Annotated in this window: 25 protein-coding genes, 1 tRNA gene and 2 pseudogenes; 22 read left to right on the top strand and 6 right to left on the bottom strand. The window is 72.0% G+C overall.

Features of this window, described 5'->3' with window-relative positions; translation table 11 throughout:
• The first annotated feature begins 85 nt into the window (after positions 1-85).
• Positions 86-940, top strand: a complete 855-nt coding sequence (apbC, locus tag E4F25_RS03895; RefSeq protein ID WP_140908915.1) for an iron-sulfur cluster carrier protein ApbC — start codon at positions 86-88, stop codon at positions 938-940.
• A gap of 55 nt (positions 941-995) precedes the next feature.
• Complete coding sequence (gene dcd, locus E4F25_RS03890) at positions 996-1,580, top strand: dCTP deaminase (RefSeq protein WP_140908914.1); 585 nt, start codon at positions 996-998, stop codon at positions 1,578-1,580.
• On the opposite strand, the gene E4F25_RS03885 is transcribed toward dcd, so the two are convergent.
• Together E4F25_RS03885 and E4F25_RS03880 are read right to left on the bottom strand one after the other, a co-directional pair.
• Positions 1,561-2,004, bottom strand: a complete 444-nt coding sequence (locus E4F25_RS03885; protein ID WP_140908913.1) for an HIT domain-containing protein — start codon at positions 2,002-2,004, stop codon at positions 1,561-1,563. The genes dcd and E4F25_RS03885 overlap by 20 nt on opposite strands.
• 2 nt (positions 2,005-2,006) lie before the next feature.
• Complete coding sequence (locus E4F25_RS03880) at positions 2,007-2,675, bottom strand: dienelactone hydrolase family protein (RefSeq protein ID WP_140908912.1); 669 nt, start codon at positions 2,673-2,675, stop codon at positions 2,007-2,009.
• A gap of 105 nt (positions 2,676-2,780) precedes the next feature.
• Here E4F25_RS03880 and rimO point away from each other — a divergent pair, with 105 nt between their 5' ends.
• The gene (gene rimO / locus E4F25_RS03875; protein WP_140908911.1) at positions 2,781-4,121 is read left to right on the top strand and encodes a 30S ribosomal protein S12 methylthiotransferase RimO; all 1,341 of its coding nucleotides are present in this window, start codon (positions 2,781-2,783) and stop codon (positions 4,119-4,121) included.
• Here rimO and greB read toward each other — a convergent pair.
• Both greB and E4F25_RS03865 read right to left on the bottom strand, forming a co-directional pair.
• A complete protein-coding gene (gene greB, locus E4F25_RS03870; protein ID WP_140908910.1) occupies positions 4,082-4,591 on the bottom strand; it encodes a transcription elongation factor GreB in 510 nt (169 codons plus the stop codon). The two genes, rimO and greB, sit on opposite strands and share 40 nt — an antisense overlap.
• 13 nt (positions 4,592-4,604) lie before the next feature.
• Complete coding sequence (locus E4F25_RS03865) at positions 4,605-6,119, bottom strand: helicase HerA-like domain-containing protein (protein WP_140908909.1); 1,515 nt, start codon at positions 6,117-6,119, stop codon at positions 4,605-4,607.
• A gap of 153 nt (positions 6,120-6,272) precedes the next feature.
• Between E4F25_RS03865 and E4F25_RS03860 the strand changes: the two are divergent.
• A pseudogene (locus E4F25_RS03860) lies at positions 6,273-7,556 on the top strand (lytic transglycosylase domain-containing protein); the annotation flags it as partial.
• Between the two features lie 33 nt (positions 7,557-7,589).
• On the opposite strand, the gene asd reads toward E4F25_RS03860, so the two are convergent.
• Both asd and E4F25_RS03850 read right to left on the bottom strand, forming a co-directional pair.
• Complete coding sequence (asd, locus tag E4F25_RS03855) at positions 7,590-8,432, bottom strand: archaetidylserine decarboxylase (RefSeq protein WP_140908907.1); 843 nt, start codon at positions 8,430-8,432, stop codon at positions 7,590-7,592.
• A 5-nt stretch (positions 8,433-8,437) separates the two neighbouring features.
• Entirely contained in the window at positions 8,438-9,076 is a 639-nt protein-coding gene (locus E4F25_RS03850; protein WP_140908906.1) for an SCO family protein, read from the bottom strand.
• A gap of 104 nt (positions 9,077-9,180) precedes the next feature.
• Between E4F25_RS03850 and prmB the strand changes: the two genes are divergently transcribed.
• The 18 genes and pseudogenes from prmB to E4F25_RS03760 form a co-directional block, all read left to right on the top strand.
• Positions 9,181-10,137 carry a 50S ribosomal protein L3 N(5)-glutamine methyltransferase gene (prmB, locus tag E4F25_RS03845; protein ID WP_140908905.1) on the top strand — a complete coding sequence of 319 codons (957 nt, stop codon included), beginning with the start codon at positions 9,181-9,183 and terminating at the stop codon, positions 10,135-10,137.
• Between the two features lie 16 nt (positions 10,138-10,153).
• A complete protein-coding gene (gene aroC / locus E4F25_RS03840) occupies positions 10,154-11,242 on the top strand; it encodes a chorismate synthase (RefSeq protein WP_140908904.1) in 1,089 nt (362 codons plus the stop codon).
• 49 nt (positions 11,243-11,291) lie between these two features.
• Entirely contained in the window at positions 11,292-12,326 is a 1,035-nt protein-coding gene (locus E4F25_RS03835; protein ID WP_140908903.1) for an aspartate-semialdehyde dehydrogenase, read from the top strand.
• A 58-nt stretch (positions 12,327-12,384) separates the two neighbouring features.
• Complete coding sequence (locus tag E4F25_RS03830; RefSeq protein ID WP_140908902.1) at positions 12,385-13,782, top strand: type IV pilus assembly protein FimV; 1,398 nt, start codon at positions 12,385-12,387, stop codon at positions 13,780-13,782.
• Entirely contained in the window at positions 13,779-14,591 is an 813-nt protein-coding gene (gene truA, locus E4F25_RS03825) for a tRNA pseudouridine(38-40) synthase TruA (protein ID WP_140908901.1), read from the top strand. Before E4F25_RS03830 ends, truA begins: the two co-directional genes overlap by 4 nt.
• A gap of 11 nt (positions 14,592-14,602) precedes the next feature.
• On the top strand, positions 14,603-15,268 hold the full coding sequence (locus tag E4F25_RS03820; RefSeq protein ID WP_140910312.1) for a phosphoribosylanthranilate isomerase: 666 nt from the start codon (positions 14,603-14,605) through the stop codon (positions 15,266-15,268).
• Positions 15,269-15,349: 81 nt separating this feature from the next.
• Complete coding sequence (trpB, locus tag E4F25_RS03815; protein WP_140908900.1) at positions 15,350-16,633, top strand: tryptophan synthase subunit beta; 1,284 nt, start codon at positions 15,350-15,352, stop codon at positions 16,631-16,633.
• Positions 16,630-17,025, top strand: a complete 396-nt coding sequence (locus E4F25_RS03810) for a DUF3144 domain-containing protein (RefSeq protein ID WP_181168193.1) — start codon at positions 16,630-16,632, stop codon at positions 17,023-17,025. Before trpB ends, E4F25_RS03810 begins: the two co-directional genes overlap by 4 nt.
• The gene (gene trpA, locus E4F25_RS03805) at positions 17,022-17,840 is read left to right on the top strand and encodes a tryptophan synthase subunit alpha (protein WP_140908898.1); all 819 of its coding nucleotides are present in this window, start codon (positions 17,022-17,024) and stop codon (positions 17,838-17,840) included. Before E4F25_RS03810 ends, trpA begins: the two co-directional genes overlap by 4 nt.
• 34 nt (positions 17,841-17,874) lie before the next feature.
• On the top strand, positions 17,875-18,762 hold the full coding sequence (gene accD, locus E4F25_RS03800; RefSeq protein WP_140908897.1) for an acetyl-CoA carboxylase, carboxyltransferase subunit beta: 888 nt from the start codon (positions 17,875-17,877) through the stop codon (positions 18,760-18,762).
• Positions 18,759-20,105 carry a phosphoglucosamine mutase gene (gene glmM, locus E4F25_RS03795; protein WP_140908896.1) on the top strand — a complete coding sequence of 449 codons (1,347 nt, stop codon included), beginning with the start codon at positions 18,759-18,761 and terminating at the stop codon, positions 20,103-20,105. Before accD ends, glmM begins: the two co-directional genes overlap by 4 nt.
• Positions 20,106-20,109: 4 nt before the next feature.
• A complete protein-coding gene (locus E4F25_RS03790; RefSeq protein WP_140908895.1) occupies positions 20,110-21,063 on the top strand; it encodes an isopenicillin N synthase family dioxygenase in 954 nt (317 codons plus the stop codon).
• Positions 21,064-21,130: 67 nt separating this feature from the next.
• Positions 21,131-21,877, top strand: a complete 747-nt coding sequence (tpiA, locus tag E4F25_RS03785; protein WP_140908894.1) for a triose-phosphate isomerase — start codon at positions 21,131-21,133, stop codon at positions 21,875-21,877.
• Positions 21,877-22,305 carry a preprotein translocase subunit SecG gene (gene secG / locus E4F25_RS03780; protein WP_140908893.1) on the top strand — a complete coding sequence of 143 codons (429 nt, stop codon included), beginning with the start codon at positions 21,877-21,879 and terminating at the stop codon, positions 22,303-22,305. The genes tpiA and secG overlap by 1 nt, the downstream gene beginning before the upstream one ends.
• Positions 22,306-22,339: 34 nt before the next feature.
• Positions 22,340-22,424 (top strand) — tRNA-Leu (locus tag E4F25_RS03775).
• 67 nt (positions 22,425-22,491) lie between these two features.
• The gene (locus E4F25_RS03770; RefSeq protein ID WP_140908892.1) at positions 22,492-22,848 is read left to right on the top strand and encodes an NADH-quinone oxidoreductase subunit A; all 357 of its coding nucleotides are present in this window, start codon (positions 22,492-22,494) and stop codon (positions 22,846-22,848) included.
• Positions 22,839-23,429 carry a NuoB/complex I 20 kDa subunit family protein gene (locus tag E4F25_RS03765; RefSeq protein WP_140908891.1) on the top strand — a complete coding sequence of 197 codons (591 nt, stop codon included), beginning with the start codon at positions 22,839-22,841 and terminating at the stop codon, positions 23,427-23,429. Before E4F25_RS03770 ends, E4F25_RS03765 begins: the two co-directional genes overlap by 10 nt.
• Positions 23,429-24,208, top strand: a pseudogene (locus E4F25_RS03760) (NADH-quinone oxidoreductase subunit C); the annotation flags it as partial. The gene E4F25_RS03765 and the pseudogene E4F25_RS03760, both read left to right, overlap by 1 nt.
• Positions 24,209-24,251 lie beyond the last annotated feature (43 nt).

Below are 24,251 nucleotides of genomic sequence, written 5' to 3'. Positions count from 1 at the left end.
GCAGTTACAGTTTTGGTGTGTAAACGCTTTCTTCGAGCGTCACGCGAACCTAACACTGCCTTAACGGAAAAGCCACACTCTCGACGTGACGACGCGCATTCATCCCCATACGGTTCAGCCCCCCCTGTCCCCGAATCCCCGCATCCGCAACATCCTCGCCGTGGGTTCCGGCAAGGGCGGGGTCGGCAAGTCCACCACCGCGGTGAACCTCGCGCTGGCGCTGGCCGCCGACGGCGCCCGGGTCGGGGTGCTCGACGCCGACGTCTACGGGCCCAGCATCCCGACCATGCTCGGCCTGTCCGGCAAGCCGGAGAGCCCCGACGGAAAGTCGATCGTGCCGATGCGCGCCCACGGGCTGGAGGCGATGTCCATCGGCCTGCTGGTCGAGCACGACACGCCGATGATCTGGCGCGGACCCATGGCCACCCAGGCGCTGACCCAGCTGTTGAGCCAGACGCTGTGGGGCGGCGAGGAGGGCCTGGACTACCTGGTGGTGGACCTGCCGCCGGGGACCGGCGACATCCAGCTCACCCTGGCGCAGAAGATCCCGGTCGCCGGCGCCCTCGTGGTCACGACCCCGCAGGAAGTGGCGACCATGGACGCGCGCAAGGCGCTGAAGATGTTCGAGAAGGTCCGGATCCAGGTGTTGGGCCTGGTGGAAAACATGGCGGTGCACGTGTGCAGCCAGTGCGGGCACGCCGAGCATGTGTTCGGCAGCGGCGGCGGCGAGCGCATGGCCGCGCAGTACGGGGTGCCGCTGCTCGGCTCGCTGCCGCTGGAGCTGGCGATCCGCGAGCAGGGCGACGCCGGCGTGCCGCTGGTGGCGGCCGCGCCCGGCTCGAGCGCCGCCGATGCCTACCGCGCGCTGGCCCGCAACGTGGTCGCGGAACTGGACAAGCGCCCGCGCGCGCCGACGCCGATCGCCGCCTCGCTGGCGTGAAGGGCCCTACAATCCCTCCCTTTCGCGCCACGGGGCGCTACATGGGCAGGAGCGCATGAGCATCAAGAGCGACCGCTGGATCCGGCGGATGGCGGAAGGCCACGGCATGATCGAGCCGTTCGAGCCGGGGCAGGTGAAGTTCGCCGGCAAGGACGGGCAGGGCGAGCGCATCGTCAGCTACGGCACCTCGAGCTACGGCTACGACGTGCGCTGCTCGCGCGAGTTCAAGGTGTTCACCAACATCAACTCCACCATCGTCGACCCGAAGGCCTTCGATCCCGCCAGCTTCGTGGACATCGAGTCGGACGTCTGCATCATCCCGCCGAACTCGTTCGCGCTCGCGCGCACCGTGGAGTACTTCCGCATCCCGCGCGACACCCTGGTGGTGTGCCTGGGCAAGAGCACCTACGCGCGCTGCGGGATCATCGTCAACGTGACCCCCCTGGAACCGGAGTGGGAAGGGCACGTCACCCTGGAGTTCTCCAACACCACCCCGCTGCCGGCGCGCATCTACGCCAACGAGGGCGTGGCGCAGATGCTGTTCTTCCAGGCCGCCCCCGACGACGTCTGCGAGACCTCGTACAAGGACCGCGGCGGCAAGTACCAGGGCCAGCGCGGCGTCACGCTCCCCCGCACCTGAGTCCTTCGCGCAGCACCCGCACCCGCTCCACCAGCGCTTCCGGCGAATACGGCCGCGCCGCCACCCGGCCCCACACCGGCGCCGGCCAGGCCGGATCGTCCTCGTAACGCGCGATCACGTGCACGTGCAGCTGCGGCACCAGGTTGCCGAGCGCGGCGACGTTGAGCTTGAACGGGCGGAACACGTCGCGCAGCAGGCGCGAGGCGAGGTCGATCTCGTCCGTGAGCAGGCGCCGCTGCGCGGCCTCGAGGTCCACCAGTTCGCGCGCCTCGGGCACCCGCGGCACCAGCACCAGCCACGGATAGTTGGCGTCGTCCATCAGCCGCAGCTCGCACAACTCGAGCGCGGCCAGCGGGTGGGTGTCGGCGGCGAGCTGCGGGTGCAGTTCGTAGCGGGCCGGCGGCGTGGCGTGGTGGCGGCCCATGCTCAGCCCAGTGCCACGGCGAACAGCTGCATGGTGCGCTCGTGCGCCAGCCGCGCAGCGTCGGCGTGGTAGTGCGAGGGATCGACGTCGCGGTCGAATGCGTGCCCGGCGCCGGGATAGACGAACACTTCGGCCGCCGGCTGCTTCGTGCGATGCGCCTCGACCGCGTCCGGCGGGATCGACGCGTCCGTGGCGCCGAAGTGGAACTGGATCGGCGCGCGCAGCGGCTCGTCCAGGTAGGGCAGGTTGCGGGCACCGTAGTAGCTGGAGGCCGGCAGGCCGTGGCGGGTGTTGCCGAGCAGGGCGACGGTGCCGCCCCAGCAGAAGCCGACGATCCCGGCCTTCAGTCCCTGCTCCTGCAACAGCCGCGCGGCCGCGCCGGCGACGCCCGCGGCGCGCTCCAGCCCGACCGCCTGCGCGAGCTCGCGGCCGCGCGCGAACTGGGCCTGGTCGTAGCCGAGCTCGACCCCGCGCTCGACCAGGTCGAAGAACGCCGGGGCGAGGGCGACGTAGCCTTCCGCGGCGTAGCGGTCGGCGACCGCGCGGACGTACGCGTTCACGCCGAAGATTTCCTGCACGACCACGATCCCGCCGCGCGGGGCCCCCAGCGGGTCGGCGCGCCACGCGCCGACCTTGCCCGACGGGGTGTCCAGTGCGATGTCGCGTCCCATCTGCCCTCCGGATTCAGACTGGCCTGCCTAGATTGACATGTTCAGGCCGCCGTTCCAGCCATCGCTACAATACGCGGCCGCCTCGCCGCCAGCAGACTCTTCGCGATGCCCGCCACCCCCAAAGTCGGATTCGTCAGCCTCGGCTGCCCCAAGGCGCTGGTGGACTCCGAGCGCATCCTCACCCAGTTGCGGGTCGAAGGCTACGAACTGGTGCCCAGCTACGAGGCCGCGGACGTAGTGGTGGTCAACACCTGCGGCTTCATCGACTCGGCGGTGGCCGAGTCGCTGGACGCGATCGGCGAGGCGATGGCCGAGAACGGCAAGGTGATCGTCACCGGCTGCCTCGGCAAGCGCGAGGAGGTGATCCGGCAGGCGCACCCGGGCGTGCTCTCGATCAGCGGCCCGCAGGACTACGGCAGCGTCATGCAGGCCGTGCACGCGGCGGTGCCGCCGAGGCACGACCCCTTCGTCGACCTGCTCCCGGACTATGGCCTCAAGCTCACTCCGAAGCACTACGCCTACCTGAAGATTTCCGAAGGCTGCAACCACCGTTGCAGCTTCTGCATCATCCCGTCCATGCGCGGCGACCTCGCCTCGCGACCGGTGGACGAGGTCCTGCGCGAGGCCGAGCGCCTGGTCGCCGGCGGCGTCAAGGAACTCCTGGTGGTGTCGCAGGACACCAGCGCCTACGGCGTGGACCTGAAGTACGCGCCGCGCGAGTGGCGCGGCACCCGCTACGAGACGCGCATGAAGGCGTTGTGCGAGGGCCTGTCGCAGCTCGGCGCGTGGACGCGGCTGCACTACGTCTATCCGTATCCGCACGTGGACGGGATCATCCCGCTGATGGCCGAGGGCAAGCTGCTGCCGTACCTCGACATTCCGTTCCAGCACGCGAGCCCGCGTATCCTCAGGCTGATGAAGCGGCCGGGCGCGGTCGAGCGCACCCTGGAGCGGATCCAGGCCTGGCGCGCGGCCTGCCCGCAACTGACGATCCGATCGACCTTCATCGTCGGCTTCCCCGGCGAGACCGAGGCCGAGTTCGAGGAACTGCTGGAGTTCCTCGACGTCGCCCAGCTCGACCGGGTCGGCGCGTTCGCCTACTCGCCGGTGGAGGGCGCCAGCGCCAACGCGCTGCCCGATCCCGTGCCGGAGGAAGTGAAGCAGGAACGGCTGGCGCGCTTCATGCAGCGGCAGGCGGCGATCAGCGCGGAACGGCTGGAGGCGAAGGTCGGCACCGTGCAGCGCTGCCTGGTGGACGCGATCGACGGCGAGCTGGCGTTCGCGCGCTCGATGGCGGACGCGCCGGAGATCGACGGCGTGGTCCAGGTGCAGGACGGCCGCGAGGCGGGCCTGCGGCCCGGCCAGTTCGTGGACGTCGAGATCCTCGGCAGCGACGAACACGACCTCTACGGCGAAGTGGCGTACTCCACCGCGACGATCGCGTAACGGACGGTTCCGCCCGGAAGTTCGGCCTCGAACTCGTCGTCCACCCGCTTCTTCAGCATCGCGCGCGCGAGCGGCGAGTCGATGCTGATGTGGCCCAGCTTCGCGTCGGTCTCGTCGGGCCCGACGATGCGGTAGCGGGCGATGGTGCCGTCGTCCACCCGTTCCAGCTCCACGGTGGCGCCGAAGAACACCGCGTCGCGATCGGCCGGTACGGTGTCGACGACCTTCAGCACCTGCAGGCGCTTCGACAGGTAGCGAACCCGGCGATCGATGCCGCCGAGCTGCTTCTTGCGATAGGTGTACTCCGCGTTCTCCGAGCGGTCGCCCTCGGCCGCAGCGGCGGCGAGTGCGCGCACCACCTCCGGGCGCTGCACGCGCCACAGGTCGTCCAGCTCCGCCTTCAGGCGGGCGTGGCCCTCCGGGGTGACCAGCGCGGTGCCCTGGCCCTGCGCGGGCCGCCAGCGTCCCATCGCCGCGCCCCGCTCAACGGCCGCCGAGGCCGCCGAGGAGGCCTCGCACGATGCGGCGCCCGATCTGGCTGCCGATGGTGCGCGCCACCTGCTTGGTCATGGATTCCACCGCGCCCTGGCGGCGCTTGGTGCCCCACAGCCAGTCGCCGATGCGCGCGCCGAGGCCGTCGCCGTCGTCCGCCGCGCCGGGCGTGCCGGTGGTGGCGGGCGGCGCCCCGGCGGTTTTCGCGGCGGCTTCGGCCTTGCGCGCCAGCATCTCGGCCGCCGACTCGCGGTCCACCGGCGTGTCGTACTTGCCGGCGACCGGGCTGCCGGCGCGCACGCGCGCGCGTTCGGCGTCGGTGATCGGCCCCATGCGGCAGCGCGGCGGCGCCACCAGCGTGCGTTCGACCGGCATCGGGATGCCGCGTCTTCCGTCGGGCGTGTCCTGCAGCGTGGACACCAGCGCCTCGCCGACGCCGAGCTGTCCGATCGCCTCGGCCACGTCCAGCCCCGGGTTGGGGACGAAGGTCTCGGCCGCGGTCCGGACCGCCTTCTGGTCGCGCGGGGTGTAGGCGCGCAGCGCGTGCTGCACGCGGTTGCCGAGCTGGCCGAGGATCTCGTCCGGCACGTCGTCCGGGAACTGCGAGCAGAAGTACACGCCCACGCCCTTGGAGCGCACCAGCCGCACCACCTGCTCGATGCGCTGGCGCAGCGACGGCGGGATGTCGTCGAACAGCAGGTGCGCTTCGTCGAACACGAACACCAGCTTCGGCCGGTCGAGGTCGCCGACCTCGGGCAGGGTCTCGAACAGCTCCGACAGCAACCACAGCAGGAACGAGGAATACAGGCGCGGTTTCAGGATGAGCGAGCGGGCATCGAGGATGCCGACCACGCCGCGGCCGTCGGGAGTGGTGCGCATGAGGTCGTGCAGCTCCAGCGCCGGCTCGCCGAAGAAGCCGTCGCCGCCCTGCTGTTCCAGCCGCAGCAGCGCGCGCTGGATCGCGGCGATGGACTGGGCGGAGACGAGGCCGTACGCGGCCGACACCGCCTTGCGCTCCGCTGCGAGCAGCGCCAGCAGCGCGCGCAGGTCCTCGAGGTCGAGCAACAGCAGGCCGCGGTCGTCGGCCAGCTCGAAGGCGATGTCGAGCACCCCCGACTGGGTGTCGTTGAGCTCGAGCATGCGCGCCAGCAACAGCGGGCCGACCTCGCTCACCGTGGTGCGCACCGGGTGGCCGGTCTGCCCGTACAGGTCCCAGAGGATCACCGGGCTGCCTTCGCTGGCGTAGCCGTCGATCCCGATCTCTTCGATCCGCGCGCGCAGCTTGTCTCCGGTCTCGCCGGGCACCGAAAGGCCGGCGACGTCGCCCTTGGCGTCGGCCATGAACACGGGCACGCCTATGCGCGAGAAGCCCTCGGCCAGGGTCATCAGCGTCACCGTCTTGCCGGTGCCGGTGGCCCCGGCCACCAGCCCGTGGCGATTGCCGTAGCGCGCGAGCAGGCGTACCTGGCGGCCGCTGTCGCCCTTGCCGACGAGGATCGAATCCATCTGCATGCCTCTTGACCATCCTGAATCCCGGATGCCCCCGGATTCTACGGAAGGCGTCGTACGCAGGGTCGGGCCGACGGGCGTCCCATTCCGGCTTGAGGCGTCGTCGCACGCCGTCTACCCTGCCTTCACCCCACGTTGACCAGTGCCCCGATGACCCAGCATTCCGCCGGCCGGATCGGCCCCGCCATCGCCCTCGTCGCAGCCCTCACCATGGCCTTCGGCGCGTCCGCGCTGTCGCGCCGCGACCAGCAGGCGGTGGACGCCATCAACGCGCGCATGGCCGCGGCCGAATCGGCGTACCGCGAGGCGCTGGTGGACATCGGCAACGCCGACCCCGACGGCCAGGAGGCGGCCGACGCCGCGCTCGAGGACATGGAGGACGCGGTGCTCGCGTGCGCGGCGCAGCGCGGTTGCGAGACCACCACGCTGCTGGCCACGTACAAACGCCTGCTGAAGTCCGGTGCCGACGAACTGTTCCCGGGCGGCGCGGACGAGGTTCCCGCATCCGCCCATGCGGCGGGCGCGGCGGTGCCGGCCGGAGCGAACGCGGGCGAAGGCAGCCTCTACGACCCGGCCCAGCACCGCTTCGCCGAAATGGTCGAATTCAATCCCGCGGTCCAGGCCGGCATCCGCCGCTGGCTGACGGACATGCGCCCGCAGCTGCTCGACAGCTACGTCAACTACCAGCACCTGCGCGCGGACATGGCGCCGCACTTCGAACGCGCCGGGCTTCCCGAGGCCCTGCTGTTCGGGATCATCGCCAAGGAATCCAACGGCAAGGTCCACGCCCGTTCGCGCGCCGGCGCCGCCGGCCCGATGCAGTTCATGCACGCCACCGGCAAGCGCTTCGGCCTCGGCCTCGACGCCACCGGATTCGACACCCGCTACGACCCGGGCGCCGCGGCCGAGGCCAGCGCCGCCTACCTGCTCGAGCGGATGGCCGAGCTCGGCGGCAGCATCGAGCTCGCGCTGGCCGGCTACAACGGCGGCGAGGGCCGCGCCCGCCGTGTCTACCAGTCCAGCGGCGGCCGCGGTTTCTGGCATGCCGACGTCTACCGCCAGTTCCCGGCCGAGACCCGGGACTACGTGCCGATGGTGATCGCGGCGGCGTGGCTGTACCTGCACCCGAAGGAGTACGGCCTGGACTTCGACCGCGTGTACACCCGCCCGGCGCAACTCGCCCTGCGCAAGCCGGCGACGATCTACGAACTGACCATCTGCCTGGGCAACGCCGGCACCCGCGACGGCTACATGCGCACGCTGCGCAACCTCAACCCGCGTTACGAGGCGGACAGCTGGCTGCCCACCGGCACCCGGCTCAACGCCACCACCCGCATCGCCCGCCTGTACGACCGCTACTGCGTCCAGGGCCCCCGCGCCGCGCTCGCGCAGCGCCTCGTCCAGAGCGACGCCGAAGCCGCGATCGTCCAGGCCAAGTAACCCGGGGTCGCGGCGCGAGCGCCGCTCCTACAGGAGGGTGGCGAGGCGCTGGCCGAGGCGGACCGGGCTCTCGGCACCGAGACCCGGCGCGAGCTCGGCGACCCCGGGTGGCAGCAGCACGATCACCGTCGACCCGTAGTTGAAGCGCGCCATCTCCGCAAAGCGCGCGAGCGCGATCCCGGCACCCCGGTAGTCCTTCACCACCACCGACTTCCCGTACTGCGGGATCTCGATCCCGCTCCACACAGTCTCCACCCCCGACACCAGCAGCGCGCCGACCATGACGACGGCCATCGGCCCGAAGTCCGTGTCGAAGTGGCACACCAGGCGCTCGTTGCGCGCGAACAGCCGCGGCACCGCGCGCACCGCCGCCGGACCCACCGAGAACAGCCGCCCCGGGATGTGCACGGTCTCCAGCAGCGTCCCGTCCCACGGCATGTGCACGCGGTGGTAGTCCTTCGGCGACAGGTACACGGTGGCGAAGACACCGCCGTCGAACGGACGCGCCGCCGTCTCGTCGCCGAGCAGCTCGGCGGCGGTGAACGACCGCCCCTTGGCCTGGAAGATGCGCCCGTCCTCGATCGCGCCGCACTGGCTGATGCGTCCGTCGGCCGGCATCAGCAGCGCGCGCGGATCCGGGTCGGGCGCGCGTGCCCCAGCGCGCAACGCGCGGGTGAAGAAGGCATTGAAGCTGTCGTAGGCGGCCGGATCGGATTCGGCCGCTTCCTCGAGGTCCACCCCGAAGCGCCGCACCACGGTGTCGATCAGCCAGCGGCGCACGCGCGGATGGCGCGAATAGGCGAGCCGCCGCGCCAGCGAGGACAGCACCCGGTGCGGCAACGCATGGGTCAGGGCGGTCAGCGCATCCATGCCAGTCAGCGGGTCGTGGTCAGCGTGGCGAGGTCGGCGGCGATCGCCCGGGGATCGAGCGGCGGCTGCAGCACCCCGGCCATGCGTCCCTGCGGGTCGAGCACCGCCATCGCAGCGGAGTGATCGACGCTGTACTGGTCGGGCGGCGCGCCTTCCGGGGCCGGTACCTTCATGAACACCAGCGACAGCGATCGCGCGAAGTCCTCGAGCGCCGGGATGTCGGCGGTCGCGGCGAGGGTGTCGCGGTGGAACGCGTGCGCGTACTCGCCGATGCGGTCGGGGCTGTCGCGCTCCGGGTCGACGGAGACGAACAGCACCCGCGGGCGGGTGGAGTCGGGCAGCGCGTCCCACTGCCGCTGCGCCTGTGCGAGCTGCGCCAGCGTCGTCGGGCAGATGTCCGGGCAATGGGTGAAGCCGAGGAACACGATGGTCCAGTGGCCGCGGAGCTCGCCGGGCACGAGCGGGGTGCCGTCGGCCTGGCGCAGGCTGAAGGCAGGCAGTTCGCGCGGGGCCTCGAACAGCTTCAGTGCCTGCAGCTGCGGACCCGGGGCGGGGCGCTCGCCGAACCAGGCATTGGCGGCCCACAGGCCCAGTCCTGCTGCGAGGGCGGCGACCAGCACGGCCATCGTGGTGCGGTTGAACATGGTGGGGTCTTCTTCATGCGATGCTTGAACTTCGGCCATGATAGCCGCGCCACCGCTATAATTCGCGATCCTGCGCCCGCGAGGGCGCCGCCGCGGCCGGGCCCATGACCGACGAGCTCCGCACCATCATCGACCTGATCCGCTACGGCGCCAGCCGCTTCAACGCGGCAGGGCTGACCTACGGCCACAGTTTCGACAACGCCCTGGACGAGGCCACGCAGCTGGTGCTGCATGCCTTGCACCTGCCGCACGACCTGCCGCCGGCCTACGGCAACGCGCGGCTGACGCTGGCCGAGAAGGAGGACGTGCTGGCGCTGTTCCTGCGCCGCATCGAGGAGCGCGTACCCGCGGCCTACCTGACCGGCGAAGCCTGGTTCGCCGGGCTGTCGTTCAAGAGCGATCCGCGCGCGCTGGTGCCGCGCTCGCCGATCGCCGAACTGATCGAGTCCGGCTTCGAGCCCTGGCTCGGCGGGCGCGAGGTGCGGCGCGCGCTCGACCTGTGCACTGGCTCGGGCTGCATCGCGATCGCGATGGCGCACTACAACCCGGACTGGCACGTGGACGGCGTCGACCTGTCGGAGGACGCCCTGTCGCTGGCGCGCGAGAACCAGGAACGGTTGCGGGTGGACAACCTGCGCCTGCTGCAGTCGGACCTGTTCGCGGGGCTGCGCGGCGAGCACTACGACCTGATCGTGAGCAACCCGCCCTACGTCACCGACGACGAGACCGACGCGCTGCCGCCCGAGTACGCGCACGAGCCCGAGCTCGGCCTGCGCGCCGGCCCCGACGGCCTCGACCTGGCGCTGCGCATCCTGCGCGACGCGCCGCTGCACCTGACCGACGACGGCCTGCTGGTGTGCGAGGTCGGCGAAGCCGAGCAGGCGCTGGTGCGGCTGCTGCCGGAACTGCCGCTGGCCTGGGTCGAGTTCAAGGTCGGGCAGATGGGCGTGTTCGTGGCCGAACGCCACGACCTGGTCGCCCACAACGACCGCATCGCGGCGCTGGCCGACGCGCGCGAGCGCGGCGCCGGCGCGCCCGGCGCCGCGGCGAGCCTGTTCTGAGGCGGGGCCGAACGCTTTGTCCAACACCTTCGGACGACTGCTGCGCGTCACCACCTTCGGCGAATCCCACGGGCCCGCGATCGGCTGCGTGGTGGATGGCTGCCCGCCGGGGCTGGAACTGGCGCCGGAAGACTTCGAGCGCGACCTGCAACGGCGCGCGACCGGCCGCTCGCGGCACACTTCGCAGCGGCGCGAGCAGGACGCGGTCGAGATCCTGTCCGGCGTGTACGAGGGCCGCACCACCGGGACCCCGATCGCACTGCTGGTGCGCAACACCGACGCCCGCAGCAAGGACTACGACGGCATCGCCGACCGCTTCCGCCCCGGCCACGCCGACTACACCTACTGGCAGAAGTACGGCCTCCGCGACCCGCGCGGCGGCGGCCGCGCCTCGGCGCGCGAGACCACCATGCGGGTGGCGGCCGGCGTCATCGCCAAGAAGTGGCTGTCGCTGCGCCACGGCGTGCTGGTACGCGGCTACCTCGCGCAGATCGGCACCCTGGTGCCGCGCGAGTGCGACTGGGCCTCGGTCGAGCGCAACCCGTTCTTCTGGCCGGATGCGGAGCAGGTGCCCGAACTCGAGTCGTTCATGGACGCGCTGCGCAAGTCCGGCGATTCGGTCGGGGCGCGGATCAGCGTGATCGCCAGCGGCGTGCCCCCGGGCTGGGGCGAACCGGTGTACGGCAAGCTCGACGCCGAGATCGCCGCCGCGATGATGTCCATCAACGCCGCCAAGGGCGTCGAGATCGGCGACGGCTTCGCCAGCGTCATGCAGCGCGGCAGCCTGCACCGCGACGAAGCGAGCGCGCAGGGCTTCCTCAGCAACCACGCCGGCGGCATCCTCGGCGGCATCTCCAGCGGGCAGCAGGTGGTGGTGTCGGTGGCGTTCAAGCCGACCTCCAGCCTGCGCCTGCCGGCGCGCGGCGTGGACGTGCGCGGCAACGAGGTCGAGGTGGTAACGACCGGGCGCCACGACCCTTGCGTCGGCGTGCGCGCGACTCCCATCTGCGAGGCGATGCTGGCGCTGGTGCTGATGGACCAGGCGCTGCGCCACCGGGCGCAGTGCGGGGACGTGGGCGAAGTGGCCCCGCGGATTCCCGGGTAAGGAATCGCGGCGCCAGCGCCGCTCCTACAGGATCGAGGTTCGGAGGATCATGGGCAGGAAGTTGAAGGTCGCGGTGGTCGGCGCCACCGGCGCGGTGGGCGAGGCGATGCTGGCGGTGCTGGCGGAACGCCGCTTCCCGGCGGAGGTGGTGGCGCTGGCGAGCGCGCGCTCGGCCGGCGACCTGGTCGCGTTCGGCGACGACGAGGTACTGGTGCAGGAGCTGGCCGGCTTCGACCCGGCCGGCGTGGACATCGCGCTGTTCTCCGCCGGCGCCGATGTGTCGAAGGAATTCGCGCCGAAATTCGCCGCCGCCGGCGCGGTGGTGGTCGACAACTCCTCGGCCTTTCGCCGCGATCCGGACGTGCCGCTGGTGGTGGCCGAGGTCAATCCGGAGGCGCTGGAACAGCGGCCGAAGGGCATCGTCGCCAACCCGAACTGCTCGACCATGCAGATGCTGGTCGCGCTGGCGCCGCTGCACCGCGCCGCGGGCATCGAGCGGATCAACGTCGCCACCTACCAGTCGGTCTCCGGCACCGGCCGCCGCGCGCTCGAGGAGCTGGGCCGGCAGACCGCCGCACTGCTCAACTTCCAGCCGGCCGATGCCGAGGTCTATCCGGTGCAGATCGCGTTCAACGTGATCCCGCACGGCGGCGACTTCCTCGACAACGGCTACACCACCGAGGAGATGAAGCTGGTGTGGGAGACGCGCCGGATCCTCGGCGACGAAGCGATCGCGGTGAACGCCACGGTGGTGCGGGTGCCGGTGTTCTACGGCCATTCCGAGGCGGTCTCGATCGAGACCCGGGACAAGCTCAGCGCGGAGCGGGCGCGCGAACTGCTGCGCGCGGCCGCCGGGGTCGAGGTCGTGGACGAGCGCGCCGGCGGCGGCTACCCGACGCCGGTGACGCACGCCTCCGGGCGCGACCCGGTCTACGTCGGCCGCATCCGCGAGGACCTGTCGCACCCGCGCGGCCTCAACCTCTGGGTGGTGGCGGACAACATCCGCAAGGGCGCCGCCGTGAACGCGGTCCAGATCGCGGAACTGCTGCTTCCGTCATTGCGGGATGGCCGCAGCGGCGGCTAGAGTCCGTGGCTTGATGTCGGCACTTCTGCCGGCGATCTTCAAAGGGGCGGGGAACCGCGTGATCGCGAACCTGGCAAGCCGCAAGGCATGGGCGTGCGCGTTGCTGGCGGCGGCGATGCTGCTGCTGGCCGCGCCCGTGCTGGCCCTGGGCCTCGGGCAGATCCAGGTGAAGTCCGCCCCCGGCGAGCCGCTGCTGGCGGAAATCCCGGTGGTCGCCGGCGACCCGTCGGAGCTGCGCGACCTGCGGGTGCGCTTCGCCTCCCCGGAGACCTTCCGCCGGGTCGGACTGCAGCCGCCGGACGTCGCCGGCACCGGGCTGCAGCTCTCGGTGGCGCTGGACGCGCGCGGCAACCCGGTGATCCGCGTCACCAGCAGCGTGCCGCTGCAGCAGCCGGTACTCGCCTTCCTGGTCGAGGTGGACTGGGGCTCCGGCCGGCTGGTGCGCGAGTACACGGCGGTGCTCGACGGTCCCACGGCGATCGCGGCCCCGGCCCAGCAGGTGCAGGCGCCGAGCGTCGGCGAACCCAACACGATCCCGCGCGAGCCGGTGTCCAGGCCCGAGCCGCTGCCTGCCGCGCCGCCGGCGGAAGCGGAGCCGCTGCCCCCCGAGGCGACCGAACCGGAGGCCGCCCCACAGGCCGCGCCCCCGGCACCGGCGCCCGTCCGCGAGCCGGCCGCACCGGTCGCGGTCCAGCCCGGCGCGCCCAGCGCCGACGCCGACTACACCGTCCGCTCCGGCGACACCCTGAGCGAGATCGCGCTGCGCATGCGCCGCGAGGGCCACAGCCTCGACCAGGCCATGCTGGCGCTGCTGCGCACGAACCCGGAAGCCTTCATCGGCGGCAACATCAACCGCCTGCGCGCCGGCGCGGTGCTGCGCATGCCGCCCGCGGGCGAACTGTCGCGCTACAGTGCCGGCGAGGCCGCGGGCATGGTTCGCCAGCAGGTCGCCGAGTGGCGCGCGGCACGCGGCCAGCCGCAACCGCAGCCGGACGTGGCCACCGCGGCGATCGGCTCGGAGGGCGGCGCCGACAGCGGGCCGGCCGCCGGCGAGGCGCGGCTCGAGATCGTGCCGCCCTCTGCCGAGGGCAAGGCGGGAAGCGGTTCCGGCATCCAGGCAGGAGGCGACGGCGAGATGCTGCGACAGGCACAGGAAACCGAGGCGGTGGCGGCGCGCGACGCCGAGATCGGCGAGTTGCGCGCGCGCATCGCCGAGCTGGAGCAGATCCAGCGCCAGCAGGAAGCGCTGATCGAGATGAAGGACAGCGCGCTGGCCGCGGCCACCGACGACCTCGCGTCGCGACAGGCGCAGGAACCGGCCGGCGGCGGCGCCTGGTGGCTGGTCGCCGGCCTGGTGCTGGTGCTGCTCGCAGGCGGGGCCTGGCTGCTGCTGCGCCGGCCGGCGCCGCGTCCGCGGGTGTTCGGGCAAGCGCCGCCGCATCGCGACTCGAAGTGAGCGGCGCGCGCTTCGCGCTCGGCGTCGAGTACGACGGCGGCCGCTTTTCCGGCTGGCAGCGGCTGGACCGCCCGGACGGGCCGAAGCGCAGCGAAGCCACGGTGCAGGCCGCGCTCGAGGAGGCGCTCTCGTTCGTCGCCGGGCACCCAGTGCACACGACCTGTGCCGGCCGCACCGATGCCGGGGTCCATGCTGCCTGCCAGGTGGTCCACTTCGACAGCGACGCGAAGCGCGAGCCGCGCGGCTGGATGCTCGGCGCGACCTCGCGCCTGCCGCCCGAGGTCTGCGTGCGCTGGTGCGTGCCGGTGGCGGACGACTTCAACGCGCGCTTCTCGGCGGTCGCGCGCCGCTACCGCTACCGCATCCTCAACCGCCCGGTGCGCCCGGCGCTGGGGCGCCAGTACCTGGCCTGGGAGCGGCTGCCGCTCGACGCCGGAGCCATGCACCGCGCGGCCCAGGCGCTGGTCGGCGAACACGACTTCTCCGCCTTCCGCACGGTGCACTGCCAGGCGCCGCACGCGCGCCGCAACCTGCAGCGGATCGTGGTGTTGCGGCAGGGCGAGGTGGTCGAGGTCGAGCTGCAGGCCAACGCGTTCCTTCACCACATGGTGCGCAACATCGTGGGTAGCCTGTTGCCGGTGGGCCGCGGCGAGGCCGGGGAAGGCTGGCCCGCGGAACTGCTCCGTGGCCGCGACCGCACGCTGGCCGGGCCCACCGCGCCCGCCGCGGGCCTGGTGTTCCTGGGTCCGTGCTATCCCCCGCGCTGGGGCCTGCCCGAGGAGGTGACCGTGCCGGAGCCGATGCCATGATCCCGATCCAGCTGCGCCGCACGCTGTTCCGCACCCGGATCAAGTTCTGCGGCATGACCCGCGCCGGCGACGTGCGCCTGGCCAGCGAGCTGGGCGCGGACGCGGTCGGGTTCGTGTTCGCCGAGGGCAGCCCGCGCCGGGTGGAGCCGCGCGAGGCGCGGCTGATGCGCCATGCGCTGGCGCCGCTGGTCGACGCGGTGGCCCTGTTCCGCGACAACGGCACCGCCGAGGTGCGCGAGGTGGTCAAGGCGGTGCGGCCGACGCTGCTGCAGTTCCACGGCGACGAGGACGATGCGTTCTGTCGCGGCTTCGGGGTGCCCTGGATCAAGGCCGTGGCGATGGGCGGCGACGCGTCGCCACCATCGGCGCGGGAGCTGCTGTCGCGCTACCCGGCGGCGGCCGGGTTCTTGTTCGACGGCAACGCCCCGGGGGCGCCCGGCGGGGCCGGGGCGCGCTTCGACTGGGCCCGGTTGCCGCAGGAGCTGCACCGCCCGGTGATGCTGGCCGGCGGCCTGACCCCGGCCAACGTGTTCGACGCGGTCACCCGGGTGCTGCCCTGGGGCGTGGACGTGTGCAGCGGGGTCGAGGCGGCGCCCGGGATCAAGGACGGCGAGCGCATGCGCCGGTTCGTGGAGGAAGTCCGGCGCGCGGACTGCCACGTCGAGAACGAGGCCTGACGTCTCCGGCCTGACGTCGCAGGGATTTCCACCTACACTGGCCGGCCCGGAGCCGCGTCGCGGCCGCAGTCCGTGCCGCAGATGAGCCGTCCGTCCCCGCAGATCGCAGCCACGCCCGACACCGGCAGTCCAGCCGGTTTCCGCGACTGGCCCGACGCCGCCGGCTACTTCGGCCGCTACGGCGGGCGCTTCGTCGCCGAGACCCTGGTCGAGCCGCTGCGCGAGCTCGCGGCCGCGTACGATGCCGCCCGCGCCGACCCCTGCTTCATCGAGGCGCTGGACGCCGACCTCCGCGACTACGTCGGCCGCCCGAGCCCGGTCTACTTCGCCGAGCGCCTCAGCCGCGAGAACGGCGGCGCGCGCATCCTGCTCAAGCGCGAGGACCTGAACCACACCGGCGCGCACAAGATCAACAACACCGTCGGCCAGGCGCTGCTGGCCAGCCGCATGGGCAGGACCCGGATCATCGCCGAGACCGGCGCCGGCCAGCACGGCGTGGCCACCGCCACCGTGGCGGCGCGCCTGGGCCTGGAGTGCGTGGTCTACATGGGCGCCACCGACATGGCCCGCCAGCGCGTCAACGTCGAGCGCATGGAACTGCTGGGCGCGCGCGTCGCGCCGGTGGAGAGCGGTTCGGCCACGCTCAAGGACGCGCTCAACGAGGCCATGCGCGACTGGGTCGCGAACGTGCACGACACCTTCTACATCATCGGCACCGTGGCCGGCCCCGACCCGTACCCGCGGATGGTGCGCGACTTCAGCGCCGTGGTCGGCCGCGAGGCCCGCGCGCAGGTGCTGGAGCGCTACGGGCGCCTGCCCGACGTGGTCACCGCCTGCGTCGGCGGCGGCAGCAACGCGATCGGCATCTTCCATGCCTTCCTCGACGATCCGGGCGTGCGCCTGGTCGGGGCCGAGGCGGCGGGCGAGGGCATCGCCGGCGGCCGCCACGCGGCCTCGCTGTCGGCGGGCCGGCCGGGCGTGCTGCACGGCAACCGCACCTACGTGCTGTGCGACGACGACGGCCAGGTCGCCGAGACCCACTCGGTCTCCGCCGGCCTCGACTACCCGGGCGTCGGCCCGGAACATGCCTTCCTCAAGGATGCCGGCCGCGCCGAATACGTGGGCGTGGGCGACGAAGAGGCGCTCGAGGCGTTCCACCGCCTGGCCCGCTGCGAAGGCATCGTGCCGGCGCTCGAGTCCAGCCACGCCGTCGCCAGGGCGCTGGTGCTGGCGCGTGAACTCCCGCGCGACGGCCTCGTGCTGTGCAACCTGTCGGGGCGCGGCGACAAGGATCTCCACACCGTGATGGCGCGGCGGCAGGCCGGCTCCACCCCACCCGATTCCAACCCAGAGGCAACAGCGTGAGCGAAGAGAACAACCAGCAACCGGCCGCCGGCCAGCCGCAGCAGCTCGACCCGGCGTTCTTCACCTGCGTCAACGAGTACCTGGAACTGACCAACAGGCAGTCGAAGGAACAGGGGCTCAAGCGCATCAGCATGGCCAGCCTGTACGCGGCGGCGCGCTTCAACGCGCACGTCTACCTGGCCAACGCCGGTGCCAAGGCCGCCGAGGAGCGCGGCGATTTCCTCGACTACATGAGCAACATGTACCGGCGGATGCTCAACGAACACCTGGACGGCCTCGGCGCCGAGCGCGGCATCGACGTCGGCGAGTCGGAGCTGGCCGCCGAATACGCGGCCGCCGGCTACACCCCGCCGGGCCGCCCCGCGCCGGGCACGGACGACAAGCCGGAATGACCCGCCTGCAGGCGCGTTTCGACGCGCTTGCCGCGGCCGGCCGCAAGGCGCTGGTGCCATTCGTCACCGCCGGCGACCCGTCGCTGCAGGCGACGGTGCCGGTGCTGCACGCCCTGGTCGCGGCCGGCGCGGACGCGCTCGAGATCGGGGTCCCGTTCTCGGATCCGATGGCCGACGGCCCGGTGATCCAGCGCAGCTCGGAGCGCGCGCTCGCGCGCGGCGCCGGCCTGGACTGGGTGCTCGAGCAGGTGCGCGCGTTCCGGGCCGCGGACGACGCGACCCCGGTGGTGCTGATGGGCTACCTCAACCCCGTGGAAGTCCGCGGGATCGACGCCTACGCGCGCCAGGTCGCCGGAGCCGGCGTGGACGGCGTGCTGCTGGTGGACCTGCCGCCCGAGGAGGCCGGGCCGACCCGGGCCTGCTTCGACGCGCTCGGACTGGCGCTGGTGCCGCTGGTGGCGCCGACCACCTCGGCCGAACGCCTGCCCGCGATCTGCGCCGGCGCGCGCGGCTACGTCTACTACGTCAGCGTCGCCGGGGTGACCGGCACCCGTGCCGCCGATGCCGCCGCCACCGCCGCGCACCTCGCGGCCGTGCGCGCCGCCTGCCCGCTGCCGGTGCTGGCCGGTTTCGGCATCCGCGACGCCGCCACCGCCGCGGGCATGGCCGCGCAGGCCGACGGCGTGGTGGTCGGCAGCGCGCTCGTGCAGGCGATGGCCGGCGCGGCCGATCCGGCCGACGCCGCGGCCCGTGCCGGCGCTTTCCTGGCCCCGCTGCGGGCCGCGCTCGACGGCCCGAAGCCGCCGCTGGGCTAAAATCGCGAATCGCCCAGGGCCAGGCAACGAAACAATGAGTTGGTTGAAGAAGCTAATGCCGGCGCGCATCCGCACCGAGGCGGCCACCAGCCGCAAGCGGAGCGTGCCCGAGGGCCTGTGGGAGAAGTGCGACAAGTGCGGCGCGGTGCTCTACCGCCCCGAGCTCGAGGAGAACCTCGAGGTCTGCCCCAAGTGCGCGCACCACATGCCGATCCGGGCGCGTGCGCGCCTGGCCGCGTTCCTGGACGGGGAGGGCACCGAGATCGGGGCCGCGCTCGGCCCGGTGGACGTGCTCAAGTTCAAGGACCAGAAGAAGTACTCGGACCGCATCAAGGCCGCGCAGAAGGCCAGCGGCGAGCGCGATGCGCTGATCGCGATGGAAGGCACGCTGGCCGGGCGCCCGCTGGTCGCCTGCGCGTTCGACTTCGCGTTCATGGGCGGCTCGATGGGTTCGGTGGTCGGCGAGCGCTTCGCGCTGGCCGCCGAGCGGGCGCTGGAGATCGGCGCCCCGCTGGTGTGCTTCTCCGCGACCGGCGGCGCGCGCATGCAGGAGAGCCTGTTCTCGCTGATGCAGATGGCCAAGACCTCGGCCGCGCTCGGGCGCCTGCGCGCGGCCGGGCTGCCGTACATCTCGGTGATGACCCATCCGACCACCGGCGGTGTCTCGGCCTCGCTGGCGATGCTCGGCGACATCAACATGGCCGAGCCGGGCGCGCTGATCGGCTTCGCCGGCCCGCGCGTGATCGAGCAGACGGTGCGCGAGACCCTGCCCGAGGGCTTCCAGCGCTCCGAGTTCCTGCTCGAGCACGGCGCCATCGACCAGATCTGCGACCGCCGCGAGCTGCGCGAGCGCATCGCCCGCCTGCTGGCCATGCTGATGAAGCAGCCGGCGCCCGAGGAACCGCTGGAAGCCGCGCCTTGAACCGCAGGCATTTCGGCACCGACGGCATCCGCGGCCGGGTCGGGGAAGGCCCGATCTCCGCGGACTTCGTACTGCGCCTGGGCAACGCCTACGGCCACGTCCTGCCGCGCAACGACTGGCGCAAGCCGGTCGTGATCATCGGCAAGGACACGCGCATCTCCAACTACATGTTCGAGGCCGCGCTGGAGGCCGGGCTGGTGGCCGCCGGCGTGGACGTGCAGCTGATGGGGCCGATGCCGACGCCCGCGGTCGCGCACCTGACGCACTCGATGCGCGCGGACGGCGGCATCGTCATCTCGGCCTCGCACAACCCGCACCACGACAACGGCATCAAGTTCTTCAACGCCCACGGCGAGAAGCTCGACGATGCCACCGAGGCGGCGATCGAGGCGGCCCTGGAACAGCCCTTCCGCACCGTCGCCTCGGAGCGCCTGGGCAAGGCGGTGCGCACCCGCGACGCCGTGGGCCGCTACGTGGAGGCGTGCAAGAACTCGGTGCCGCGCGGCTTCGACCTGGCCGGCATGCGCATCGCCATGGATTGCGCGAACGGCGCCACCTACCAGCTCGGCCCGCTGGTGCTGCGCGAACTGGGCGCGCGCGTGGACGCCATCGGCGTGGAACCGGACGGCACCAACATCAACGACGGCGTCGGTTCGACCCACCCGGAGACCCTCGCCGCGCACGTGCGCGCCACCGGCGCCGACCTCGGCATCGCCTTCGACGGCGACGGCGACCGCGTGCTGTTCGTGGACCGCGAAGGCAAGGTCCGCGACGGCGACGACCTGCTGTACGTGCTGGCCTGCGACTGGCAGCGCAGCGGCCGCCTGCGCGGCCCCGTGGTGGGCACGCTGATGAGCAACTACGGTTTCGAGCGCGCGCTCGGCGAGCGCGGCATCGAGTTCCTGCGCGCGAAGGTCGGCGACCGCCACGTGCACCAGGCCTTGCTGCAGCACGACGGCGTGCTCGGCGGCGAGGCCTCCGGGCACCTGCTGTGCCTGGACCGCGCCAGCACCGGCGACGGCATCGTCAGCGCGCTGCAGGTGCTGGAGGTGCTGCACCGCACCGGCCTGTCCCTGCACGAAGCGCTGCGGGGCATGCAGCGTGTACCGCAGAAGACCGTGAACGTGCGTTACCGCAACGGCAGCCGCCCGGCCGAGGCCGCCTCCGTGCAGGCGGCGCTGGCCGAAGCGCAACGCGCGGTGGAAGGCCGCGGCCGCGCCTTCCTGCGCCCCTCCGGCACGGAACCCGTGGTGCGGGTCACGGTCGAAGCCGACGACGCCGCACTCGTGCAGTCCACCCTCGATACCCTGGCCGGCGCCGTGCGCGCGGCCGCGGAAGCATGACCGAATGAACGCCACCATCCCCACGCTCGACATCCGCCGCTTCACCCACGCCTCCTCCGACGCCGACCGCGAGGCCTTCGTCGCCGAACTCGGCGCGACCTACCGCGAGTGGGGCTTCGCCGGCATCCGCGGCCACGGCATCCCGCAGGCGCTGGTGGACGAGGCCTACGACGCCTTCCGCCGCTTCTTCGCGCTGCCGGAGGAGGCCAAGCGCAGGTACCACGTGCCCGGCGGCGGCGGCGCCCGCGGCTACACGCCGTTCATGGTCGAGACCGCCAAGGACTCGCGCTACCCGGACCTGAAGGAGTTCTGGCACATCGGCCGCGAGATCCCGCGCGACTCGCGCCATGCCGCGGACATGCCGCCGAACCTGTGGCCGGAGGAGGTGCCGGGCTTCCGCGAGGCGGGCTACGGGCTGTACACCGCGCTGGACGACCTGGGCTCGCAGGTGCTGTCGGCGCTGGCGCTGCACATCGGGCTTCCGGCGGACTGGTTCGCCGACAAGACCGACTTCGGCAACTCGATCCTGCGCCCGATCCACTACCCGCCGATCACCAGCCCGGAGGTGCCCAACGTGCGCGCCGGCGCGCACGAGGACATCAACCTGATCACGCTGCTGGTCGGGGCCAGCGCCGCCGGGCTCGAGGTGCTCTCGCGGAAAGGTGAGTGGGTACCGTTCACCGCCGCCGAGGACACCATCGTGGTCAACATCGGCGACATGCTGCAACGCCTGACCAACCACGTGTATCCGTCGACCACCCACCGCGTGGTCAACCCGCCAGGCGGGGAGGCGCGCAAGCCGCGCTACTCGGTGCCGTTCTTCCTGCACCCCAACCCGGACTTCCTGATCGACGTGCTGCCCTCGTGCGTGGACGCCTCCCGCCCGAACCGCTATCCGCAGCCGATCACCGCGCAGGACTACCTGCTCGAGCGCCTGCGCGAGATCAAGCTGGCCTGACGAAAGGGGCCTTTTGCGCGCGAAACGGCTAGACTGCGCGGCCCCCGGATCGATTGGAGCGTGGCAGATGCGCCGCAGGATCGTCGCTGGTAACTGGAAGCTGCATGGCGACCGCGCGTTCGCACGGGCGCTGCTCGACGAGATCGTCGCCGGCGACGCCCCGGAGGACGTGGAGCTGGTGGTGCTGCCGCCGCTGCCGTACCTGTCCGGGCTGGTGGAGCGCTACGGCGACCGCATCGGCTTCGGCGCCCAGGACGTCAGCGCCAACGTCAAGGGCGCCTTCACCGGCGAAGTCTCCGCGGCGATGCTGCGCGACGTTGGCGCCCGCTACGGGCTGGTCGGCCACTCCGAGCGCCGCCAGTACCACGGCGAGCACAGCGACCTGGTGGCGCGCAAGTTCATGGCCGCCAGGGCCGCCGGGCTGGTGCCGATCCTGTGCGTGGGCGAGACCCTGGCCGACCGCGAGGACGGGCACACCGAGTACGTGATCCAGCGCCAGCTCCAGCCGCTGTTCGAGCTGGGCGGGGTCGAGGCCCTCGACGGCGCGATCGTGGCCTACGAGCCGGTCTGGGCGATCGGGACCGGCAAGGTCGCCAGCCCGGCCCAGGCGCAGGAGGTCCACGCCTTCATCCGTGGCGAAGTGGCGGCGCTGGATGCTAAAATCGCTGGCTCGCTGCCGATCCTCTACGGCGGCAGCTGCAAGCCCGACAACGCCGCCGCGCTGTTCTCCGGCCCGGACGTCGATGGCGGGTTGATCGGGGGCGCCTCGCTGGTGGCCGCCGATTTCCTCGCCATCGCCAAGAGTTTCACCTGATGCTCATCCTGATCCTCAATGTCGTGTACGTGCTGCTCGCGGTCGCCATGATCGCGTTGATCCTCATGCAGCGCGGCGCGGGCGCCCAGGCCGGGTCCGGCTTCGGCGGCGGCGCGTCCGCCACCGTGTTCGGCTCGCGCGGCGCGTCCAACTTCCTGTCGAAGAGCACCAAGTGGCTGGCGGTCGCGTTCTTCGTGATCGCCCTGTTCATGGCCTGGCACGCCACCAACCGCGCGACCGCGCAGGGCCCGGTCCAGCAGGACCTGGGGGTGATGTCGCAGGTTCCGGTGGCGCCGCCGGTGGAGACCACCGGCACCGTCCCGGCCGCGCCCGCGGCGCCGGCCGGGGAAGAGCCCGCGGATCAGCCCGCGGATCAGGCCGCGGATCAGGCCGCGGATCAGGCGCCGCCTCCCCGCCAGGGCGAGTGAACGGGCTAAAATACGCAGTCGAAAGAAACACATTGCCCAGGTGGCGGAATTGGTAGACGCACTACCTTGAGGTGGTAGCGGCTTCGGTCGTGGGGGTTCGAGTCCCCCCTTGGGCACCATGAATCACCGATTTCCGGACAGGACGCCCGGATTTCACGGTCTGGACGACCGGAAGAGGACGCACTCGTGCTGGCCGAATACCTGCCGACCCTGTTGTTCCTGATCGTTGCCGCCGGCATCGGCATCGCGCTGATCGTGATCGGCAACCTGCTGGGGCCCAAGCGCCCGACCCCCGAGAAGCTGTCGCCGTACGAGTGCGGGTTCCCCGCGTTCGAGGACGCGCGCATGCGCTTCGACGTCCGCTACTACCTGGTCGCGATCATCTTCATCGTGTTCGACCTCGAGATCGCGTTCGTCTTCCCCTGGGCGCTGGTGTTCCGCGAGCTCGGGGTGTTCGGCCTGGTCGAGATGGGCGTGTTCCTGTCGCTGCTGGTGATCGGCTTCATCTACGTGTGGAAGAAGGGAGCGCTCGAATGGGAGTGATCCAGACCGTCGAGAAGATGATCAACAACCCGCTGCCCGACGGCCGGGTCGACGACATCCTCCGTCCGGAAGGCGAGAACCCGCTGCTGGAGCGCGGCTTCGTCACCACCAGCATGGACGCGCTGTGGAACTGGGCGCGCACCGGCTCGATGTGGCCGATGACCTTCGGCCTGGCCTGCTGCGCGGTGGAGATGATGCATGCCGGCGCCTCGCGCCTGGACCTGGACCGCTTCGGCGTGGTGTTCCGCCCATCGCCGCGCCAGGCCGACGTGATGATCGTCGCCGGCACCCTGGTCAACAAGATGGCCCCTGCGCTGCGCAAGGTCTACGACCAGATGCCCGACCCCAAATGGGTGATCTCGATGGGCAGCTGCGCCAACGGCGGCGGCTACTACCACTATTCCTACTCCGTCGTGCGTGGCTGCGACCGCATCGTGCCGGTGGACGTGTACGTGCCCGGGTGCCCGCCGACCGCGGAGGCGCTGGTGTACGGCATCCTGCAGCTGCAGAAGAAGATCCGCCGCAGCAGCACCTTCGGCACCGGCAACGTCCCCGGCGCACAGACCCCGGAGCAGCGCTGATGGCCATGGCAGTCGAGGGCTTCGCGGAGCAGCTCCGCGCGCGCTTCCCGCAGGCCACCGTCGAGGTCGCGCTGCCGCGCGGCGAGGTCGGCCTGGTGCTGGACGCCGGCGACTGGCTCGAGGCCTGCCGCGCGCTGCGCGACGAGTTCGGCTTCGAGCAGCTGATCGACCTGTGCGGCCTGGACATGCTCGGCTACGGCACCGACGAGTGGGACACCGACGTTTCCTCGGAAGGTTTCAGCCGCGGCGTCGAGGGCAAGGGCCCGGGCCGGTTCCGCTACGGCGAGGGCACCAGCGCGCAGTTCCCGCAGCCGCAGGGCGAGGCGCCGGTGGAACCGCCCGCGCGCCGCTTCGCGGTGGTGGTGCAGCTGATGTCGGTACGGCACAACCGCCGGCTGCGGCTGAAGGCGTTCGCGCCCGACGACGCGCTGCCGGCGATGCCCTCGGTGACCGGCATCTGGCCGGTGGCCGACTGGTTCGAGCGCGAGGCCTTCGACCTGTTCGGCATCGTCTTCGCCGGGCACCCGGACCTGCGCCGCATCCTGACCGACTACGGTTTCGTCGGGCACCCGTTCCGCAAGGACTTCCCGCTGATCGGCAACGTCGAGGTCCGCTACGACCCCGAGCGCAAGCGCGTGGTGTACGAGCCGGTGACCTCGGTCGAGCCGCGCGTGAACGTTCCGCGCGTGATCCGCGACGACGCCCGCTACGCCACCGCCGCCGGCGAGGACCGCGACCTCAAGGTGGACAGCGGCATCGGCCCGGCCGACCCCGCGAAGCCGACCACCGGCCCGACGCCCAACCCGGCCCCGGTGCCGCGCA

The sequence above is a fragment of the Cognatiluteimonas lumbrici genome, assembly GCF_006476065.1.
Taxonomy (GTDB): domain Bacteria; phylum Pseudomonadota; class Gammaproteobacteria; order Xanthomonadales; family Xanthomonadaceae; genus Cognatiluteimonas; species Cognatiluteimonas lumbrici.
The sequence above is the reverse complement of the archived record's forward strand: the minus strand, read 5'-3'. Positions and strand labels throughout refer to the sequence as shown.

Bases quoted from the DNA above. Each gene is read 5' to 3' on its own strand.
- dcd (WP_140908914.1), top strand. From the start codon at position 996: ATGAGCATCAAGAGCGACCGCTGGATCCGGCGGATGGCGGAAGGCCAC.
- E4F25_RS03885 (WP_140908913.1), bottom strand. From the start codon at position 2,004: ATGGGCCGCCACCACGCCACGCCGCCGGCCCGCTACGAACTGCACCCG.
- E4F25_RS03880 (WP_140908912.1), bottom strand. From the start codon at position 2,675: ATGGGACGCGACATCGCACTGGACACCCCGTCGGGCAAGGTCGGCGCG.
- rimO (WP_140908911.1), top strand. From the start codon at position 2,781: ATGCCCGCCACCCCCAAAGTCGGATTCGTCAGCCTCGGCTGCCCCAAG.
- greB (WP_140908910.1), bottom strand. From the start codon at position 4,591: ATGGGACGCTGGCGGCCCGCGCAGGGCCAGGGCACCGCGCTGGTCACC.
- E4F25_RS03865 (WP_140908909.1), bottom strand. From the start codon at position 6,119: ATGGATTCGATCCTCGTCGGCAAGGGCGACAGCGGCCGCCAGGTACGC.
- asd (WP_140908907.1), bottom strand. From the start codon at position 8,432: ATGGATGCGCTGACCGCCCTGACCCATGCGTTGCCGCACCGGGTGCTG.
- E4F25_RS03850 (WP_140908906.1), bottom strand. From the start codon at position 9,076: ATGTTCAACCGCACCACGATGGCCGTGCTGGTCGCCGCCCTCGCAGCA.
- prmB (WP_140908905.1), top strand. From the start codon at position 9,181: ATGACCGACGAGCTCCGCACCATCATCGACCTGATCCGCTACGGCGCC.
- E4F25_RS03835 (WP_140908903.1), top strand. From the start codon at position 11,292: ATGGGCAGGAAGTTGAAGGTCGCGGTGGTCGGCGCCACCGGCGCGGTG.
- trpB (WP_140908900.1), top strand. From the start codon at position 15,350: ATGAGCCGTCCGTCCCCGCAGATCGCAGCCACGCCCGACACCGGCAGT.
- trpA (WP_140908898.1), top strand. From the start codon at position 17,022: ATGACCCGCCTGCAGGCGCGTTTCGACGCGCTTGCCGCGGCCGGCCGC.
- accD (WP_140908897.1), top strand. From the start codon at position 17,875: ATGAGTTGGTTGAAGAAGCTAATGCCGGCGCGCATCCGCACCGAGGCG.
- E4F25_RS03790 (WP_140908895.1), top strand. From the start codon at position 20,110: ATGAACGCCACCATCCCCACGCTCGACATCCGCCGCTTCACCCACGCC.
- tpiA (WP_140908894.1), top strand. From the start codon at position 21,131: ATGCGCCGCAGGATCGTCGCTGGTAACTGGAAGCTGCATGGCGACCGC.
- secG (WP_140908893.1), top strand. From the start codon at position 21,877: ATGCTCATCCTGATCCTCAATGTCGTGTACGTGCTGCTCGCGGTCGCC.
- E4F25_RS03765 (WP_140908891.1), top strand. From the start codon at position 22,839: ATGGGAGTGATCCAGACCGTCGAGAAGATGATCAACAACCCGCTGCCC.